Raw genomic sequence first — 18,091 nt, 5'->3', positions numbered from 1 at the left:
TACAAATGATAGGAATGAGAGCACACGATTTAGAATATGGCGACATTGCGGTGTTGTCGGAGAAGCTTGCGCAGTTTGACAAGCACACCATTCAGCTTGCGCTGTTTAAATCGGTTACGAATTTAGGCTTAAAAGACGGGGCGTTCTCGCCGGGCTTAGCACGAAAAATTAAGCAGGCGCTGGATAAAAATAACATCAGCATATCCGTTTTGGGGTGCTACATCAATCCGGTTTGCCCGGACAAACAAGAGCGGCAGATTCAGGTAAACCGGTTTAAAGAGCACATAAAATATGCAAAGTTTTTGGGCGCAGACATGATAGGAACGGAAACCGGCTCTGTAAATTTAGACGGAAGCTTTCACGAAAAAAACCGTTCGGAGGAGAACTATCAGGATTTTCTGTCTGTTATGCGGGAACTGGCAGAATATGCCCGGGATTTGGGCGTGTGTATTGGAATTGAGGCGGTGAGCATCTTTACCATTCATTCGCCGCAAACCATGAAGCGCATGTTAGACGACCTTAATATGCCCAACATCTTTGTCATTTTTGACCCGGTAAATTATTTAGATGATTCCAATTACAAAAATCAGCGGGAAATTTTTCAAACGGCTTTTGACCTCTATGGCGACCGCATTGCGGTGGTGCATTTAAAGGATTTTACGGTGGAAAACGGCGCTTTAAAATATGCCCTGCCTACAGAAGGCGAGCTGGACTATGCATTTTTAGTAAAACTATTAAACGACAAAAAGCCGTACATTCCGTTGCTGTTAGAGGAAGTGAAGGAAAAGGATTTAAACCGGATTACTGAGAGAATAAAGGAAGTTTTCGGAAGATAGATTATTTAAAATTACTATAAAAAGACGGTATCGAATAAAGCCAATTGTCATACTCTCTGATTTTTTTAATTCGCCTTGACACAGGCCTTTCTGAGTGTTAAAATGATAATGTTAGATTTTGTTTTATTTATGAATAATTCGTTTATTTATGTATAAAAAAGGAGCGGTTTTTTGCAACTGACGGAGCGTGGACTACCACAGGGGAGCAAAAAACAATATTTTTTGTCGACCGTCTGGGCAGTCCTATCCGAAACAGATAGGACCGCCCTGTTTACTTTTAAAAGCAAAATTGCAAGGAGGCAGTTGGTTATGAAAAAAGTTGCAGTAATTATGGGCAGCGACAGCGATTTGCCCGTGGTGTCTAAGGCGATAGACACGTTAAAGAATTTTGGCGTACCCTTTGAAGTGCATGTGTTTTCTGCACACAGAACCCCGGTAGAGGCAAGAGATTTTTCCCTTTCTGCAAGAGAGAAAGGTTTTGGTGCAATCATTGCCGCAGCAGGAAAGGCGGCGCACCTGGCAGGCGCAATTGCTGCAAATACGACGCTTCCGGTTATTGGAATTCCGGTAAAATCTTCAACCTTAGACGGACTTGACGCCCTGCTTTCCACCGTCCAGATGCCCGGCGGAATTCCGGTTGCCACCGTTGCCATTGACGGCGCACAGAACGCGGCGCTTTTGGCCGTTCAAATTTTAAGCGTTGAAGACAAAGCCCTTGCGGACAAGCTTTTAAAAAGCCGTGAGGAAAATGCAAAAAAGGTTTTAGAGAAAAATGCGGCCATCGAAAAAGAATATCAAAACTAACGGAGGAAGATAGACATGGAAAAAACAGTTCAGATGTATGAAGGAAAGGCAAAAAAAGTATTTGCAACAGATGACAAACGGTTCTGCATCGTATCTTACAAAGACGACGCCACCGCTTTTAACGGCCAGAAAAAAGGCACAATTATGGGAAAGGGCGCCATTAACAACCGCGTAACAAACCATTTGATGAAGCTTTTGGAGAAGAACGGAATTCCCACTCATTTTGTGGAGGAATTGTCTGACCGCGAAACCGTGGTGAAAAAGGTTTCTATTGTTCCGCTGGAGGTTATTGTAAGAAACATTGCAGCAGGTTCGCTGGCGAAGCGTTTAGGGCTTGAAGAAGGCACAAAAATGAAACGCACGGTTTTAGAATATTGTTATAAAGACGACGAGCTGGGCGACCCCATGGTGAACGAATATCACATTTTAGCAATGGAATATGCCACAAAAGAAGAACTGGACTTAATTGCGCAGTATTCATTAAAAGTGAACCAGGTTTTAACCGACTATTTAAAAGACGCAAACATTGAACTGATTGACTTTAAACTGGAATTTGGCAAAACAGAAGACGGCACAATCGTGCTGGCTGACGAAATTTCGCCTGATACCTGCCGGTTCTGGGATTCTGTCAGCGGAGAGAAGCTGGACAAGGACCGTTTCAGAAGAGATTTAGGCGGCGTGGAAGACGCTTATAACGAAATTTTAAAACGCCTTTTGGGTGAGTAATCAGCAAATATTTTTTTAAGGAGATTTTGTATGGGAAAGCTTCATGAAGAATGCGGAGTATTTGGAATTTTTGCACCGGACAGGCAAGACGTTGCCTCCACCTGTTACTACGGGCTGTTTGCCCTGCAGCACAGGGGCCAGGAAAGCTGCGGCATTGTGGTGAACGACGACGGTCTGTTTCATTCCTATAAGGATTTAGGCCTGGTGAACGACGTGTTTACCAAGCCGGTGATTGAGAAGCTGGGCCTGGGCAATGCTGCCTTGGGCCATGTTCGCTACGGCACCACGGGAACCAACGACAGATTAAACTCCCAGCCCATTGTGGTGAACCATGTGAAGGGCAGAATGGCGCTGGCGCACAACGGAAACTTAGTGAATTCTTATGAGCTCAGGCACGATTTAGAGCTGGAGGGTTCCATTTTTCACACCACCAGCGACACCGAAGTGATTTCTTATATTGTCACAAAAGAACGTCTCACTGCACCGTCGATTGAAGAAGCGGTGAACCGTGCAATGTGTAAAATTAAGGGTGCATACTCTTTGGTTGTGATGTCGCCTTCTAAAATGATTGCGGCCCGGGACGAATTTGGCTTTCATCCGCTTTGCTACGGCAAAACTGAGGACGGAAGCTTTGTTGTTGCTTCGGAAACCTGCGCGCTGGATTCTGTGGGCGCGGAACTGATTCGCGACATTGAGCCCGGTGAAATTGTTGTTTTTTCGAAAGACGGCGTGAAAAGCTTAAAAGACCACTGCGGGAAAAGCCCCAAGCGGTCCTGCATTTTTGAATATATTTACTTTGCACGGCCAGACTCTGTTATCGACGGCGTGAGCGTGCATGGCGCACGGCTTAAAGCCGGTCACTGTTTGGCGCTTTCACACCCTGCGGACGCAGACATTGTAATTGGTGTGCCGGATTCGGGCATTGACGCGGCCATTGGCTATTCCCAACAGTCTGGAATTCCCTATGGCATTGGACTGATTAAAAATAAATATATCGGAAGAACATTTATTGCGCCCGGACAGTCTGCCCGGGAGGATTTGGTGCGGATTAAATTAAACGTGATTTCAAAAAACATTAAGGGAAAACGAGTTGTTTTGGTAGACGACTCCATCGTGCGCGGCACTACCTGTGCAAGAATTATTAAACTGATTCGCGAAGCCGGCGCAACAGAGGTGCATATGCGGGTTTCGGCGCCGCCGTTTTTAAACCCCTGCTTTTATGGAACAGACATTCCCTCCAGGGATTCGCTGATTGCCTGCAATCACACCGTTGAAGAAATTGCAGAAATTATTGGCGTGGACAGTCTGGGATTTTTAGAAACGGAGCATTTACCGCTTTTAATCGGCTCAAAGCTTGGCGAGGGCTATTGCAGCGCATGCTTCGACGCAAACTATCCCACAGAAATGCCCTGTTCTACCTGCAAGGACAAGTTTGAAACTAAAATCAGCGAAAGCAAAAAGAAATAATTTTTAGATAAAGAAAGGACAACGTTTATGAACACAAAAAGTCAGAGTGAAAGCTACAAGGCTGCCGGCGTGGACATCACGGCCGGATACAGAGCGGTTGAGCTCATGAAAAACCATATAGCAAGAACGATGACCGCCGGCGCAATGTCTGACATTGGCGGTTTTGGAGGGCTTTTTTCATTGGACCTTTCCGGGATAAAAAATCCCGTTTTGGTCAGCGGCACGGACGGAGTGGGAACCAAACTGAAAATGGCCTTTTTGCAGGACAAGCATAACACCGTAGGAATTGACTGCGTGGCAATGTGTGTAAACGACATTATTTGCTGCGGCGCAAAACCTCTGTTTTTCTTAGATTATATTGCCTGCGGCAAAAACTATCCTGAAAAAATTGCACAGATTGTGGAGGGCGTAGCAGAGGGCTGCGTTCAGTCCGGCTGTGCGTTAATCGGCGGCGAAACTGCCGAAATGCCCGGATTTTATCCGGAAGATGAGTATGATTTGGCAGGATTTTCTGTGGGCGTTGTAGACAAAGAGAAAATTTTAAACAACAAAACCATAAAAGAGGGCGATGTGATCATTGCTCTGCCGTCCTCCGGCGTACATTCAAACGGATTTTCGCTGGTGCGCCGCATTTTTGACGTGGAAAACAACGACTTAACTAAGCCATTACCGGAACTGGGCGGGAAATCTTTGGGTGAGGCCCTGCTTACGCCTACAAAAATTTATGTAAAACCCATGACGGCACTGTTTGAGAAAATTACGGTAAAAGCGGTTTCCCACATTACCGGCGGCGGATTTTATGAGAATATTCCGAGAAGTATTCCAAAAGGCTTCGGCGCAAAAATTGAAAAAAGCGCAATTCGCATTCTGCCGATTTTTGACCTGTTGGCCAAAACAGGAAACGTTCCGGAGCGGGATATGTTTAACACCTATAATATGGGTGTTGGCATGAGTGTTGTAGTTTCTAACGATGATGCTGACTGTGCGCTTAAAATTTTAAAGGAGAACGGTGAGGACGCTTACATCATCGGAGAGATTGTAGCATCCGACGAAAGTGTGACCATATGCTAACAAAAGCGAACATAGCGGTTTTGGTTTCCGGCGGGGGAACCAATCTGCAGGCTTTAATTGATGCGCAAAGCAACGGCGTTTTAAAAAGCGGCGAGATAAAGGCAGTGATATCCAACAGGGCGGGGGCATATGCCCTGACCCGAGCAGAGAAGAACGGAATTCCGGCCTTTACAGTAACCAAAAAAGAATGCGGTTCTCAGCAAGCCTTTGAAGAAAGGCTTACTGAAATTATGAAAGAAAACAAGATAGATTTTATTGTGCTTGCAGGCTTTATGAGCATTTTAAGCGAAAACTTCACCGCGCAGTTTCCAAGCAGAATTATCAATGTGCACCCCTCCTTAATCCCATCCTTTTGCGGCAAGGGGTTTTACGGCCTGCATGTTCACGAGGCGGCGCTGTCCTACGGCGTAAAGATAACAGGGGCTACGGTTCATTTTGTGAACGAGGTGTGTGACGGCGGAAAAATCATCATGCAAAAGGCTGTGGAGGTTGAAGACGGCGACACGCCAGAAATTTTGCAAAAGCGCGTAATGGAGCAGGCCGAGTGGATCATTTTGCCCCAGGCGGCGGAAAAGGTTTCAGAGAAAATTTGCAGGCAGAAAGGATTTATTTCATGAACATTTATAAAATTAACAACATCGGTGAGCTAATCCGCGACAACACCTATGTGGGCCGCGGCATTGTAATTGGCAAAAGCAAAGACGGGAAAAAGGCCGCAATTGCATATTTTATTATGGGCAGAAGCGAAAACAGCCGCAACCGCATTTTTCGCGAAGAAGGCGACAGCGTGACCATTTATCCGTTTGACGAATCGAAAGTGGAGGATCCGTCGTTAATCATCTATTCCCCGATCCGCGTTTGCGACAACCACACCATTGTTACAAACGGCGACCAGACAGACACCATTTACGACTTTCTGGCCCAGGGCGCACGGTTTTCGGAAGCATTGGAAGTTCGTGAGTTTGAGCCGGACTGCCCCAATTTTACGCCCCGAATCAGCGGAATGGTGACGATTGAAGAGGGCGAGTTTACCTATGAAATGAGCATTTTAAAAAGCAGTACGCCTGACGGCGCAGGCTGCAACCGGTTTACCTTTTCTTATGAACCGGACGATGGATTGGGCCATTTTATCCACACCTACATGTGCGACGGAACGCCCATTCCTACGTTCTGCGGTGAGCCGGAGCGGGTGGAAATTCCCGACAGCATTGACGAGCTGACAAACAGCCTTTGGAGCAATTTAAATGAGGAAAACAAAATTTCTCTTTATGTGCGTTACATAGACATTGAAACCGGGAAAACCGAAAACCGGTTAATCAACAAAAACAGTTAAGGAGGCAGCAAAATTGAAAGAATTTGAATTAAAATACGGCTGTAACCCCAACCAGAAGCCGGCCAAAATTTTTATGCAAGACGGAAGCGAGCTGCCCATTGAAATTTTAAGCGGCCGGCCGGGATATATTAATTTTTTAGATGCGTTTAACAGCTGGCAGCTGGTTAAAGAAATTAAAGAAGCTACAGGTATGTGTGCGGCAACATCCTTTAAGCATGTAAGCCCTACCTCTGCGGCAGTCGGCATAAAAATGCCGGAAAAACTAAAAAAGGCCTGCTTTGTAGATGATGTGGAGGGGCTTGACGATTCCCCCCTGGCAACAGCCTATGCGCGGGCAAGAGGAACAGACAGAATGTCCTCCTTCGGCGATTTTATTGCATTGAGCGACGTGTGTGACGTCACAACAGCAAAACTGATAGCGCGAGAAGTATCAGATGGAATTATCGCGCCAGGCTACGAGCCGGAGGCGCTGGAAATATTAAAAGGAAAACGAAAAGGGAATTATAATATCATTCAAATTGATCCCGGCTTTAAACCCGATCCCGTTGAGCACAAACAGGTTTATGGCATAACCTTTGAGCAGGGAAGAAACGAATTTAAAATTGACCGTACGTTATTAGAGAATATTGTTACAGAGAACAAAAATATGCCGGAAGATGCCGTGCGCGATTTGATCATATCACTAATAACGCTGAAATACACCCAGTCCAATTCTGTGTGCTTTGCAGCGCAAGGCCAGGCGATTGGCGTTGGGGCGGGGCAGCAGTCCAGAATTCACTGCACGCGCCTGGCCGGCTCGAAGGCCGACAACTGGCATCTGCGGCAGCACGATAAGGTTTTAAACCTTCCGTTTTTGCCCGGCGTGAAACGCCCTGACAGGGATAACGCCATCGACGTTTACATTTCAGATGACTATGAGGATTTGTTAACCGACGGCAATTGGGAGCACTTGTTCAGCCACAAGCCCGAAGTGTTTACGAAAGAAGAAAAAAGAGCCTATCTTTCCACCATCAGCGGCGTAGCATTGGGCAGTGATGCCTTTTTCCCCTTTGGCGACAACATTGAGCGCGCTGCAAAAAGCGGCGTAACTTACATTGCTGAACCAGGCGGCTCCATCCGGGACGATAACGTCATTGAGGTTTGCAACAAATATAACATGGCAATGGCGTTTACAGGCATGAGGCTGTTCCACCATTAAAAAATAAAGTCACTTCGCGAACTAAGCGGGGTGACTTCATCTTGCATATAGAAAGGCGGAAAATCCATGAAAGTTATGGTAGTTGGCGGCGGCGGCAGAGAGCACGCCATTATAAAGAAACTGGCCGAGAGCGACGCGGTAACAGAAATTTTTGCCCTTCCCGGAAACGGCGGAATTGCAAAAGATGCAACGTGCGTGGACATCGGCGCAAAAGAGATCGACAAAATTGTGGCCTTTGCAAAACAGGAAAAAATAGAATTTGCGGTTGTTGCCCCTGATGACCCGCTGGTCTTAGGCGCTGTGGACGAACTGGAAAAAGCCGGCGTGCCCTGCTTCGGACCGGAGGCTAAGGCGGCCATCATTGAGGGGAGCAAGGTGTTTGCAAAAAATTTAATGAAAAAATATCATATTCCCACGGCGGCATATGAGGTGTTTTCAGACGTGGACGCGGCCCTTCGTTATTTAGACACTGCGCCAATCCCCACCGTTATTAAGGCAGACGGCCTTGCACTGGGAAAAGGCGTTATCATTGCGGAAACAAGGGATGACGCGAAAGCGGCGGTTCGGTCTATGATGGAGGACAAGGTGTTCGGCGAAAGCGGCTCTAACATTGTAATTGAAGAATTTTTAACCGGCCCCGAGGTTTCGGTGCTGTCGTTTACAGACGGTAAAACCGTTGTGCCCATGGTGTCTTCCATGGACCACAAACGCGCCAAGGACGGCGATAAGGGTTTAAACACAGGCGGAATGGGCACGGTTGCGCCCAATCCTTATTACACCAAAGAGGTTGCCGACCTCTGCATGAAAACAATTTTTCTTCCCACCATTGAAGCCATGAACAAAGAGGGCAGAACGTTCCGCGGCTGTTTATATTTTGGCCTAATGCTGACCCCGGACGGGCCGAAGGTAATTGAATATAACTGCCGGTTCGGCGACCCGGAAACCCAGGTGGTGCTGCCCCTTTTAAAAAGCGACTTGCTAAAAATTATGAAAAGTGTGCGGGAAGGAACGCTTTCAAACTGTGACGTTGAATTTTCAGACGGCGCGGCGTGCTGTGTGATTTTGGCCTCAGACGGATACCCCGGCCATTACGAAAAAGGCTTTGAAATTACCATGCCGGAGGGGGAGCTAATTTATGTTGCCGGTGCGGCGATAGAGGACGGAAAGCTCGTAACATCCGGCGGACGGGTGCTGGGCGTTACCGCCGTGGCAGAAAGCCTAAAGCCCGCAATTGACAAAGCCTATGCATTAGCCGAAACGGTGCAGTTTGAAAATGCTTATTTCAGACGCGACATTGGGAAAAAGGCGTTGGAGGTATAAAAATGGTATATAGAATTTATGTGGAAAAAAAGGAAGCTCTTGCCCATGAGGCCAACACACTGCGTGACGATTTAAAGAAGCTTCTTTTAATAAAAGGCATTGAAAAGGTGCGGATTTTAAATCGTTATGATGTGGAAAACATTGAAGAAGATTTGTTTGAATACTGCAAAAGCACGGTGTTTTCCGAGCCGCAGTTAGACGTTGTGACAAACGATTTAGATAACGATGCAGATGTTTCCTTTGCAGTGGAATTCCTGCCGGGACAGTTCGACCAGCGGGCGGACTCTGCAGCGCAGTGCATTCAGCTAATTTCACAAAAGGAACGTCCTTTAATCCGCACGGCGAAGGTTTATCTTTTATATGGCAACCTTTCCGCCGAAGATGTTAGCGCGGTAAAAAAATATGTAATCAACCCGGTGGAAAGCCGCGAAGCTTCTTTCAAAAAGCCGGAAACGCTGGCCGCGAACTATGATATTCCCACCGAAGTAAGCGTAATTTCCGGCTTCTGCAATTTTAATGAAACAGAGCTTTCAGACTTTATGGCCAAAAACGGCCTGGCGATGGACTTAGACGACATCAAGTTCTGCCAAAGCTATTTCAGCGGCGAACACCGCGACCCCACCATTACGGAAATTAAAATGATTGACACCTATTGGTCGGATCACTGCCGCCACACCACGTTTTTAACCACGATTGACAGCGTAAAGTTTCATGATAAGCTGTTAGAGGATACATATAATCAATATTTAAACGTCAGAAAAGAACTGGGCAGAACAAAACCCGTTAATTTGATGGACATTGCCACTCTTGCGGTGAAATATTTAAAAAAGCAGGGCAAACTGGAGAAGCTGGACGAGTCGGAAGAAATTAACGCCTGCACAGTGAAAATGGACGTGAACGTGAACGGCAAAACAGAAAAGTGGCTGTTATTGTTTAAGAACGAAACCCATAACCACCCCACGGAAATTGAACCCTTTGGCGGCGCGGCCACCTGCATTGGCGGCGCAATCCGTGACCCGCTTTCCGGCCGCAGCTATGTTTACAGCGCCATGCGCGTAACGGGCGCGGCAAATCCGTTAAAGCCTGTAAAAGAAACCATTGAGGGAAAACTGCCCCAGCGTAAAATTGTAACCACTGCTGCGGCGGGGTATAGCTCCTACGGCAACCAGATTGGGCTTGCAACCGGACAGGTGGACGAAATTTATCACGACGGCTATGTGGCAAAACGAATGGAAATTGGTGCGGTGGTTGGCGCGGCACCGGCTGAAAATGTCCGCCGCGAGTGCCCTGTGCCAGGGGACTGCATTATTCTGCTGGGCGGCAGAACTGGACGCGACGGCTGCGGCGGCGCGACAGGTTCATCAAAATCTCACAATGTGCAGTCGCTGGAAAGCTGCGGCGCAGAGGTGCAAAAGGGTAACGCGCCGGAAGAACGCAAGCTTCAGCGTCTGTTTCGCAACAAAGAGGCGTCCCTGCTCATTAAACGCTGCAACGACTTTGGCGCCGGCGGCGTTTCGGTTGCCATCGGCGAACTGGCAGACGGTATTTGTGTTGACCTAAACAAGGTGCCCAAAAAGTATGAGGGGTTAGACGGCACAGAGCTTGCCATCAGCGAATCTCAGGAGAGAATGGCGGTTGTGGTTGCACAAGAAGACGTTTCCCGTTTTATTGCCCTTGCAGAAAAAGAAAATTTAGAAGCGACCCAGGTTGCATATGTAACGGCAGAACCCAGGCTGGTGTTAAACTGGAACGGTAAAAAAATAATCGATATTTCCAGGGAATTTTTAAATTCCAATGGCGCGGAAAAGCACATTGACATTGAGCCTGCTGCACCAAAATCATATCAGACAAATTATATCAAGGACGGATTCTCTGAAAGTCTGCTGGCCTTGTCGGGGAATTTAAACATCTGCTCAAAGCGCGGGCTTTCTGAGCGGTTCGACTCCACAATCGGTGCTAACACCGTTTTAATGCCCTTTGGCGGCAAAAGGCAGCTCACGCCCATTCAGGCCATGGTGCACAAGGTGGCGGTAGAGCATGGCCACACAGATACATGCTCGCTGATGGCGTGGGGCTATAATCCGTTTATTTCGGAAAAGAGCCCATACCACGGCGCGTATCTTGCAGTAGTTGAGTCAGTTTCCAAGCTCATTGCCACAGGTGCTTCGTTTAGCGATGTTTATCTTACATTCCAGGAATATTTTGAAAAGCCGATGAAGGACCAAAAACGCTGGGGCAAGCCCCTTGCGGCGCTGTTGGGCGCATTCCGTGCTCAGCTCGATTTTGAAATTGCGGCCATTGGCGGAAAGGATTCCATGAGCGGAAGCTTTGAGGACATTGACGTTCCGCCCACACTGGTTTCGTTTGCAGTAACAACGGAAAGCACAAACAATATTATTTCGCCGGAATTTAAGTCAGCGGGCCACAAAGTGGCGCTGCTCAAGCCGGACTATGACGAAAACGGCCTGCCGAAGGCCGCCAGCGTAAAAGCAATTTATGAAACGGTGTCGGAGCTTGTGCGGCAGGGCAGCGTGAAAGCGGCCTACACCCCGGGCTTGGGCGGCGTTGCAGAAGCGGTGCTGAAAATGTGTTTGGGCAACTCCATAGGCTTTCGGTTTGCAGACAGCGTGACATTAGAAGACATTTTCTCCTACAGTTACGGCGCGTTTGTTTTAGAGCTTGATGGGGCTGTCTCTGTAGGCGAAGTGCTTGGCGAAACAATAGACGCGTTTGAAATTCAGTTAAAAAACGAAACCGTTTCCGGCGCAGAGCTTTTAAAAAGCTATGAGGAAACCTTAGAGCCTATTTTCCCCAGCCAAACAGATGGGAAAGCAGAACAGCTCGACAACATTTCTTATATGGCGGAAAACAGAGTGTCGCCTAAAATGAAAATGGCAAGACCAAAAGTTTTAATTCCTGTGTTCCCGGGCACCAACTGTGAGTATGACACGGCAAAGGCATTGGAAACCGCAGGTGCGGAGGCCGACATTTTTGTAATTAAAAACTTAACGCCTCAGGCGGTGTCGGAATCTACCGATGCTTTTGCGAAGAAACTGTCGGCCTCACAAATTATGTTTGTTCCCGGCGGATTTTCCGGCGGCGACGAGCCAGACGGTTCGGGCAAATTCATCACTGCGTTTATGAGAAATGCGGTCATTAAGCAGGAAATAAGCAACCTGTTAAACCAGCGCGACGGCCTGATTTGCGGCATTTGCAACGGGTTTCAGGCGCTTATTAAGCTGGGACTGGTGCCGTTTGGTGAAATTATAGACACAGACGAAACCTGTCCCACATTAACATATAACACCATTGGCCGCCACCAGTCCAGACTGGTGCGCACGAGAATTGCGTCGAATAAGTCCCCGTGGCTATCGAAAACCAATGTGGGCGACGTTTATACTGTGCCAATTTCTCACGGCGAAGGCAGGTTCATCGCCAGTGATGAGGTTTTGCAGAAAATGATTGCAAACGGACAGATTGCAACCCAGTATGTTGACTTAGACGGCAACGCCACCACGGATATTTTGTTTAACCCCAACGGCTCCGTTCTTGCCATTGAGGGAATTACCTCCCCCGACGGAAGAGTGTTCGGTAAAATGGGGCACTCTGAACGAATTGGAAACGGGCTTTACAAAAACGTTCCGGGCAAGTTTGATATGGGTATGTTTGAAGCTGCAGTTGAATATTTTAAATAAGGACTGCCAAATTGTTTGAAAATAGTTGTCATGTAAACCGGCGATTAACCTATGTATTTTAAGCTTTTTAAACTTCAACAATATAAAGCAATATAAAAAAGGAGAGAAAGACTATGGGCAGATTGATGTTTAATGAGGACTGGATACATTTTCTTATGACTCGATATGAACAAAATATTGATGTTGATGAAGCCGTCTTAAAAGAATTTATTTATCAATATAAGGGTACACAGGTAACAGATTTTGTTATGAATGTAAATGGTACTGTTTCAACATATCCTTCTAAAACCAGGGAAAATTTTTGCGATAAATACATGGCAACTAAAGAAAATGGCGTTTCAGTTAATTATAAAAATACTTTTGCTAAAAAAGCATATGAAATTTTTCATGAAAAAAATTTGGATATGTATAAAATTTGGATATCAGCGCTGCGTCAAGTGGGCATAAAACCATGGATTTCTATAAGAGTAAATGATTGTCACGGAAATTTTATGGAAACAGACCTGCGAAAAAGTAAATATGTAAGCGACCATCCTGAGTTATGGCGAATACGCCATAGAGAAGCAAACGAGTATTTTGACAGAACGTTCGACTTTTCACAGGAACAGGTACAAAAAAATTTTCTTGATTATTTAGAGGAGTCTTTGGAACGATATAGACCAGACGGACTGGAACTGGATTTTACCAGAGAAGCCTTTCTGTTTTGTCCGGGTTACGAACAAAAGGGCATGGACATTATGAATAAAATTATGTTCCGAGTGAAAGAACTTGCCGATAAATATGGCAAGAACATGCCAATTAACATTTTGGTAAGTGGAAACCCGGACACCTGTATAGCATTTGGATTAGATGTTGCATATTGGGCAAGACAAAAGCTAATTTCTTCCGTGACATTAATTTCCAGATGGAAAACCATTAATACAGATTATCCTATTGCTTTGTGGAAAAGATTTCTGGGAAACGATATTTTGTTAGGAGGAGGTCAGCAGCTTCTTGTAAGGCCCTCAATGGAGGCAAAAGCCGATATTATCTCTAATGTAAATATGGCATACGGACAGGCGTGTGCCAATTTATATAATGGATGTAATTTTGTTTATCTTTATAATTATATGGATTTGGTAGACACCGAACTTAAGGAAATATCTCATCCTACGAGCATAAGGAACAAAGAAAATTTGAAAAAGATTCTGAAAAATATTGGAGATTATAAAACGGCTTCGCAGCAGGAACGCAGCCACGTCCTTACATATGAAGATTTTATTCCCTATTGGAAGAAAAATGTTTCGAGGTTGCCAATCCTGTTTGAAAACAATAAATGGGAATCTATAAAAATTGCAGTGGGAGAAGTAGGAAAAGAAGAGAAGGCATGTTTAATCTTAGGGTTTAACAGTAAATTGAATCCTGATGCAATAAAAGTATTTATTAACTGCGAAGAGGCAGAGTTTCAAGGATATGGCGGACTTGATGAGAATATTTCAAAGCTTACCGGGCATATATTTCATATTAATAAAAAGTCTGATGTATCCGGTTATTATATTATTGAGATTAAAGCAATATCGGGAGCGGTTCTCGGATATGCGGAGATTGCAATTTCAAGGAACAGGTCATAAAAAATGAGGAAATAATGAGGTTACTGCATTTTTTGCTGTAGCCCCATTATTTCCTTGTCGTTTCTTTTTATTTATTATCCGTCAGAATAAGAAATCCACAATCAGGAAGCGTTTGCTTTCCGGAAACAGCTTCTCCGGTTAACACGTTTCGATATGTCTTGTCGAGGGTTATGTTCTTTTCTTCGTCCGATTCGTTCATAACAAAATAATAATTTTCCCCGTCGCCTTCCCGTTTTCTGATGCATACACCGCTGTCACACGTTATATTCATAGGAGCATTTAAGCCAAGCTCGGCAATCAAGGTTTTAACGAGAGCTTTCTGAAGTTCTCCCTCCTGCTCAAATCCCATATAATAGGCCTTGCCGGCGCCAAAGCTGTTTTCAAACAGGGCGCCGTTGCCTGCATAAAAATCGCCGGTATAGTGTGCGACGGCATGTGCCGTTTGGGGAACGATAATTTCCGCAATACCGGAAAGCGGATATGTCTTACCGCTGTAGGACACGGCATTTTTGCAGTTGTGATGCAGCCCGTCCACGCTGGGGTTTTGATAGGAGTCCACCTCGTCTACCCTGAGGCCGAACAAATCAGAAAGGCCCGCCCCGGGAACGCCGCCTAAATAGCACAAGTCTGTGCTGTCGGCAACTGCGGTAAGATAAGTTGAAATGAGAATGCCGCCGCCTTTCACATAGTTTTTCAATTTATCCGCCAAGGATTTTGTCATGAGGTATGGCACAGTGAGCACCACAACTTTATATTTTGAAAAATCGTCTTCATAACCAATTACGTCTGTTGGAATGTTGCTTTCATAAAACGCATTGTAAAATGCCGCGGCACATTTCCGATAGCCGTTGTAATCGTCGCTCCAGCCGCCGGTGGCTGCGCTGCCGTTTAACGCCCACAGGGTTTCCATGTCGAAGGTGATGGCAACGTCGCTTTTCACGCCTGTGCCAACAACGCCGTCTAATTTTTGCAAAATTTCGCCCACTTTAGAAACGTTTTGAAAAACACGTGTGTCTTCCTTGCCGTAGTGGTCAACCACCGCGCCGTGAAACTTTTCCCACGCGCCGCGGCCTTTCCTCCACTGAAAATATAGAATAGAATCGGAACCGTGGGCAACCATTTTCACAGCCTCCAACAGCTGCTGGCCGTTTGATTTCACCTTTTTAAAATTCATGCCGCCAATATTAATGCCCGGCGCGCTCTCCATGGTGATAAAGGGCTGGCCCTGCTTCATGCCGCGGCAATAATCGGAAAGAAAGCCGATATCTTCTGCCGTTTGCTTCGTGCCCGCACCCCAGAAGGGATAGGTGTCGTTGGAGAAAAAGTCCAGTTCTTTTGCAAAGTCGCGGTAATTCAGCCCCTGGTAAAAGCCCATGCAGTTTGTGGTGACGGGTTTGTCAGAAAAGGCGCGCACCGCCTTAATTTCTGCTTTCATAAAATCAACGGTAATGTCGCTGACAAACCGTTTCCAGTCTAAATTCAGGCCGTGAACGCATGTTTCGCCAACCCTTGGCATGGGCGGCTCAATTTGCGCAAATGAATCGCAGCGATGGCTCCAAAACCGCGTCCACCAGCGGCGGTTTAACTCCTCAATGGAGCCATATTTTTGTTTTAACCATTCGCGGAACTTTTCAGCGCATTGTTCGCAGTAGCACGCGCCGCCATATTCGTTGGAAAGGTGCCAGCCGATTAGCGCCGGGTGACCGGCATAGCGCCGGGCAAGCGTTTCGTTTATGATGCGCACCTTTTCACGGTACACCGGGGAGGAGGGGCAGTGGTTGTGCCTTGTGCGGAAATGCTCGTTCACAAAATCCTCGTTTTTGCGCAGCACCTCAGGATATTTGTCTGCCAGCCAGTGGGGGCGCGCACCGGAGGGCGTGGCAAGAATTACCCTCCCGCCGTTTTGATAGATTTTATCCATTAAGGTGTCTAAAACAGAAAAATCGAACACACCTTCCTGCGGCTCAAGCTCCGCCCAGGAGAAAATACCCATGGTCATTTCGTTGCAGTTTGCCAATTTCATCAGCCGCATGTCCTCGTCCCAAATTTCGGGCGTGTCCCGCCACTGTTCGGGGTTGTAGTCCCCGCCGTGTAAAAAGTGGGGATAATCGGGAAAAGTCGGTTTAAATTTATTCATTTTTCATCGCTCCTTCTTGATTTTCAAAAAAAACATGCTACAATATTATTATAGAACACGATAAAAACCTTGTAAATATGAAAATGGTGTTTTTGAATATGAATATATTACACATTGGGTGATGTTTTATGGTAACACAGTCCATTGCAAACCTGCCGCTTTATTTTACGTCTATCTGCTGTGAGCACGAACAGGAAGAAGTATTTCGGCCAAATGGGTTTGATTCTGACCAAATTATGCTGGTTTTAAGCGGCGAGGGCGTGTTTTGCTGCGAGGGAAAGCGGTTTTCCTTAAAGCCCGGAAGCGCCGTTTATTTTGAAAATAATGTGCCTCACGCATATCGCGGCTTTAGCGGCGCGTTTAAAACGGCGTGGGTAACCTTTCGGGGAGATGCACTTGCTGGAATCCGCCAGCATTTTGGCGTCCGCGGCTATTTGGTGTGCAGCCAGGCAGACATGGAAAACTTTCTTGCACTCTTAAAGGAGCTAAGCGTGGAATACTTTGGAAAGCACCGGGAAACTGTGATGTCTACCATGATTTACCGCATTATCATTGAGTTTTTCAGAAGCAACGCGACAACGGAAGAAACCGCAATGGACAGGGCGGAACTTTACATGATCCGCAATTTTTCAGAAAAGATTACGTTGGACGATTTGGTACAGATAACAGGCTTTTCCAAATCGAAATTCTGCCGCATGGCAAAGCTTCGCTGGAACATGACGGCGTTTGAAAAAATTATGGATATGCGCCTTTCCCATGCACAGTCCCTTTTAAAAAGCAATGGGAAACTGAAGGTGGCGGAGTGCGCCCGGCAAAGCGGATTTGACGACGTAAGCTATTTTTGCCTGCGCTATCGCAAAAAGTTTGGCACGAGCCCTGCGCTGGAACGGTTGGATACGCAGTGAACCGAAGCAGGGAGGACGGGGCTAAAGCCTGTTCCCGAACATCAATTTTTATTGAAGCCGCAGCAGCGTCAAAGTAAATTTAGTTGGCCCAGCCGGCGGAAAGGAAAGCAATGCATCACTACACGGAAAACCACGTATTTTGTGAAAACGAGAACATCGCCGTGGTGTTTCATCCAGCTCATAACGAAGAAATTCACATTCACGACTTTGTTGAACTGGTGTATATCGCTGGGGGCAGGGGACATCAGTATATTGACGGAAAAAAATATTCCGTTATGCGCGGCGACATGCTCTTTATCAATTTAAACCACACCCATGCGTTTACCACGGATAAGGGCATGGAATATTATAATATATATTTAAAGCCCGGCTTTATTTCCAGCGAGCTGATTAATGCGGACAACGCCATGCAAATGCTGACGCTCACCGCCTTTGAGGATTTTCGTGAAACCGTTGGAGAGGAAAGCCCTGTGGTGCGCTTTTCAGGCGGTGAGATGGCGGAGGTTGAATCCTGTTTGTCCGCCATGCTGCGGGAATATGAACACAAAGAAAACGGAACGGGAACGGTGCTTCAGTCTTACCTGATGATACTGTTAACCTACGTGTTTCGGAAAATGGCGGCGTTTGGCGGGGTGCAGCCGGGAGAAAATGGAAACAAAATCGGCGACTTAATTCAATATATTGAAGAGAACTGCACCCAAAAGCTGTCTTTAACCGAGCTGTCGGAGCAATGTTTTTACAATCCCTCCTATTTCTGCAGAATGTTTAAGGCCTACAGCGGCATGACCATCACAGAATTTATTCACGAAAACAGAATCAAGCGGGCCTGCGGCCTGCTGCTCCACTCCCACAAAAGTGTGGAGGAAATCAGCCTGGGCGTGGGATATACCAACAAAACGCTGTTTTATAAAAAATTCCGGGAAAAAACCGGCATGTCGCCGGCGGAATATCGAAAAAAAGTCAATATTGAATACGAAATTTAAGTAAAT

Annotated in this window: 14 protein-coding genes and 1 riboswitch; of the genes, 13 read left to right on the top strand and 1 reads right to left on the bottom strand. The window is 46.3% G+C overall.

The window, feature by feature from the left end:
• The first annotated feature begins 5 nt into the window (after nt 1–5).
• From WIG73_RS05160 to WIG73_RS05110, 11 genes are all read left to right on the top strand, one after another.
• Nucleotides 6–836: a sugar phosphate isomerase/epimerase family protein gene (locus tag WIG73_RS05160; RefSeq protein ID WP_337399562.1), complete on the top strand. Its 831-nt coding sequence runs from the start codon at nt 6–8 to the stop codon at nt 834–836.
• A 163-nt stretch (nt 837–999) separates the two neighbouring features.
• Nucleotides 1,000–1,082, top strand: a riboswitch (ZMP/ZTP riboswitch).
• A 63-nt stretch (nt 1,083–1,145) separates the two neighbouring features.
• On the top strand, nt 1,146–1,640 hold the full coding sequence (gene purE / locus WIG73_RS05155; RefSeq protein ID WP_177681074.1) for a 5-(carboxyamino)imidazole ribonucleotide mutase: 495 nt from the start codon (nt 1,146–1,148) through the stop codon (nt 1,638–1,640).
• A gap of 15 nt (nt 1,641–1,655) precedes the next feature.
• Nucleotides 1,656–2,366 carry a phosphoribosylaminoimidazolesuccinocarboxamide synthase gene (gene purC, locus WIG73_RS05150; protein WP_177681072.1) on the top strand — a complete coding sequence of 237 codons (711 nt, stop codon included), beginning with the start codon at nt 1,656–1,658 and terminating at the stop codon, nt 2,364–2,366.
• A 30-nt stretch (nt 2,367–2,396) separates the two neighbouring features.
• Complete coding sequence (gene purF, locus WIG73_RS05145; protein ID WP_249311405.1) at nt 2,397–3,833, top strand: amidophosphoribosyltransferase; 1,437 nt, start codon at nt 2,397–2,399, stop codon at nt 3,831–3,833.
• 27 nt (nt 3,834–3,860) lie between these two features.
• Nucleotides 3,861–4,904, top strand: a complete 1,044-nt coding sequence (purM, locus tag WIG73_RS05140) for a phosphoribosylformylglycinamidine cyclo-ligase (protein WP_337399560.1) — start codon at nt 3,861–3,863, stop codon at nt 4,902–4,904.
• Nucleotides 4,898–5,521: a phosphoribosylglycinamide formyltransferase gene (gene purN, locus WIG73_RS05135; RefSeq protein WP_337399559.1), complete on the top strand. Its 624-nt coding sequence runs from the start codon at nt 4,898–4,900 to the stop codon at nt 5,519–5,521. Before purM ends, purN begins: the two co-directional genes overlap by 7 nt.
• Nucleotides 5,518–6,237 carry an IMP cyclohydrolase gene (locus WIG73_RS05130; RefSeq protein ID WP_249311399.1) on the top strand — a complete coding sequence of 240 codons (720 nt, stop codon included), beginning with the start codon at nt 5,518–5,520 and terminating at the stop codon, nt 6,235–6,237. Before purN ends, WIG73_RS05130 begins: the two co-directional genes overlap by 4 nt.
• 13 nt (nt 6,238–6,250) lie before the next feature.
• A complete protein-coding gene (locus WIG73_RS05125; protein WP_337399557.1) occupies nt 6,251–7,435 on the top strand; it encodes a phosphoribosylaminoimidazolecarboxamide formyltransferase in 1,185 nt (394 codons plus the stop codon).
• Between the two features lie 66 nt (nt 7,436–7,501).
• Nucleotides 7,502–8,755, top strand: a complete 1,254-nt coding sequence (gene purD, locus WIG73_RS05120) for a phosphoribosylamine--glycine ligase (RefSeq protein WP_177681056.1) — start codon at nt 7,502–7,504, stop codon at nt 8,753–8,755.
• Between the two features lie 2 nt (nt 8,756–8,757).
• A complete protein-coding gene (locus WIG73_RS05115) occupies nt 8,758–12,450 on the top strand; it encodes a phosphoribosylformylglycinamidine synthase (RefSeq protein ID WP_337399556.1) in 3,693 nt (1,230 codons plus the stop codon).
• Between the two features lie 113 nt (nt 12,451–12,563).
• Complete coding sequence (locus WIG73_RS05110) at nt 12,564–14,060, top strand: hypothetical protein (RefSeq protein WP_337399555.1); 1,497 nt, start codon at nt 12,564–12,566, stop codon at nt 14,058–14,060.
• Between the two features lie 67 nt (nt 14,061–14,127).
• On the opposite strand, the gene WIG73_RS05105 is transcribed toward WIG73_RS05110, so the two are convergent.
• Nucleotides 14,128–16,197: a beta-galactosidase gene (locus WIG73_RS05105; RefSeq protein ID WP_337399554.1), complete on the bottom strand. Its 2,070-nt coding sequence runs from the start codon at nt 16,195–16,197 to the stop codon at nt 14,128–14,130.
• Between the two features lie 128 nt (nt 16,198–16,325).
• Here WIG73_RS05105 and WIG73_RS05100 point away from each other — a divergent pair, with 128 nt between their 5' ends.
• Nucleotides 16,326–17,102: an AraC family transcriptional regulator gene (locus tag WIG73_RS05100; RefSeq protein WP_337399553.1), complete on the top strand. Its 777-nt coding sequence runs from the start codon at nt 16,326–16,328 to the stop codon at nt 17,100–17,102.
• Between the two features lie 110 nt (nt 17,103–17,212).
• Nucleotides 17,213–18,085 (top strand): AraC family transcriptional regulator, encoded by an 873-nt coding sequence (locus tag WIG73_RS05095; protein ID WP_337399552.1) that lies wholly within the window; start codon nt 17,213–17,215, stop codon nt 18,083–18,085.
• Nucleotides 18,086–18,091: the final 6 nt, after the last annotated feature.

Origin of the sequence: Congzhengia sp. (assembly GCF_037235575.1) — a bacterium.
Classification (GTDB): domain Bacteria; phylum Bacillota; class Clostridia; order UBA1381; family UBA9506; genus Congzhengia; species Congzhengia minquanensis.
The sequence above is the reverse complement of the archived record's forward strand: the minus strand, read 5'-3'. Positions and strand labels throughout refer to the sequence as shown.

Coding starts and splice junctions, on each gene's coding strand:
- WIG73_RS05160 (WP_337399562.1), top strand. CDS start 6: ATGATAGGAATGAGAGCACACGATTTAGAATATGGCGACATTGCGGTG.
- purE (WP_177681074.1), top strand. CDS start 1,146: ATGAAAAAAGTTGCAGTAATTATGGGCAGCGACAGCGATTTGCCCGTG.
- purC (WP_177681072.1), top strand. CDS start 1,656: ATGGAAAAAACAGTTCAGATGTATGAAGGAAAGGCAAAAAAAGTATTT.
- purF (WP_249311405.1), top strand. CDS start 2,397: ATGGGAAAGCTTCATGAAGAATGCGGAGTATTTGGAATTTTTGCACCG.
- purM (WP_337399560.1), top strand. CDS start 3,861: ATGAACACAAAAAGTCAGAGTGAAAGCTACAAGGCTGCCGGCGTGGAC.
- purN (WP_337399559.1), top strand. CDS start 4,898: ATGCTAACAAAAGCGAACATAGCGGTTTTGGTTTCCGGCGGGGGAACC.
- WIG73_RS05130 (WP_249311399.1), top strand. CDS start 5,518: ATGAACATTTATAAAATTAACAACATCGGTGAGCTAATCCGCGACAAC.
- purD (WP_177681056.1), top strand. CDS start 7,502: ATGAAAGTTATGGTAGTTGGCGGCGGCGGCAGAGAGCACGCCATTATA.
- WIG73_RS05115 (WP_337399556.1), top strand. CDS start 8,758: ATGGTATATAGAATTTATGTGGAAAAAAAGGAAGCTCTTGCCCATGAG.
- WIG73_RS05110 (WP_337399555.1), top strand. CDS start 12,564: ATGGGCAGATTGATGTTTAATGAGGACTGGATACATTTTCTTATGACT.
- WIG73_RS05105 (WP_337399554.1), bottom strand. CDS start 16,197: ATGAATAAATTTAAACCGACTTTTCCCGATTATCCCCACTTTTTACAC.
- WIG73_RS05100 (WP_337399553.1), top strand. CDS start 16,326: ATGGTAACACAGTCCATTGCAAACCTGCCGCTTTATTTTACGTCTATC.
- WIG73_RS05095 (WP_337399552.1), top strand. CDS start 17,213: ATGCATCACTACACGGAAAACCACGTATTTTGTGAAAACGAGAACATC.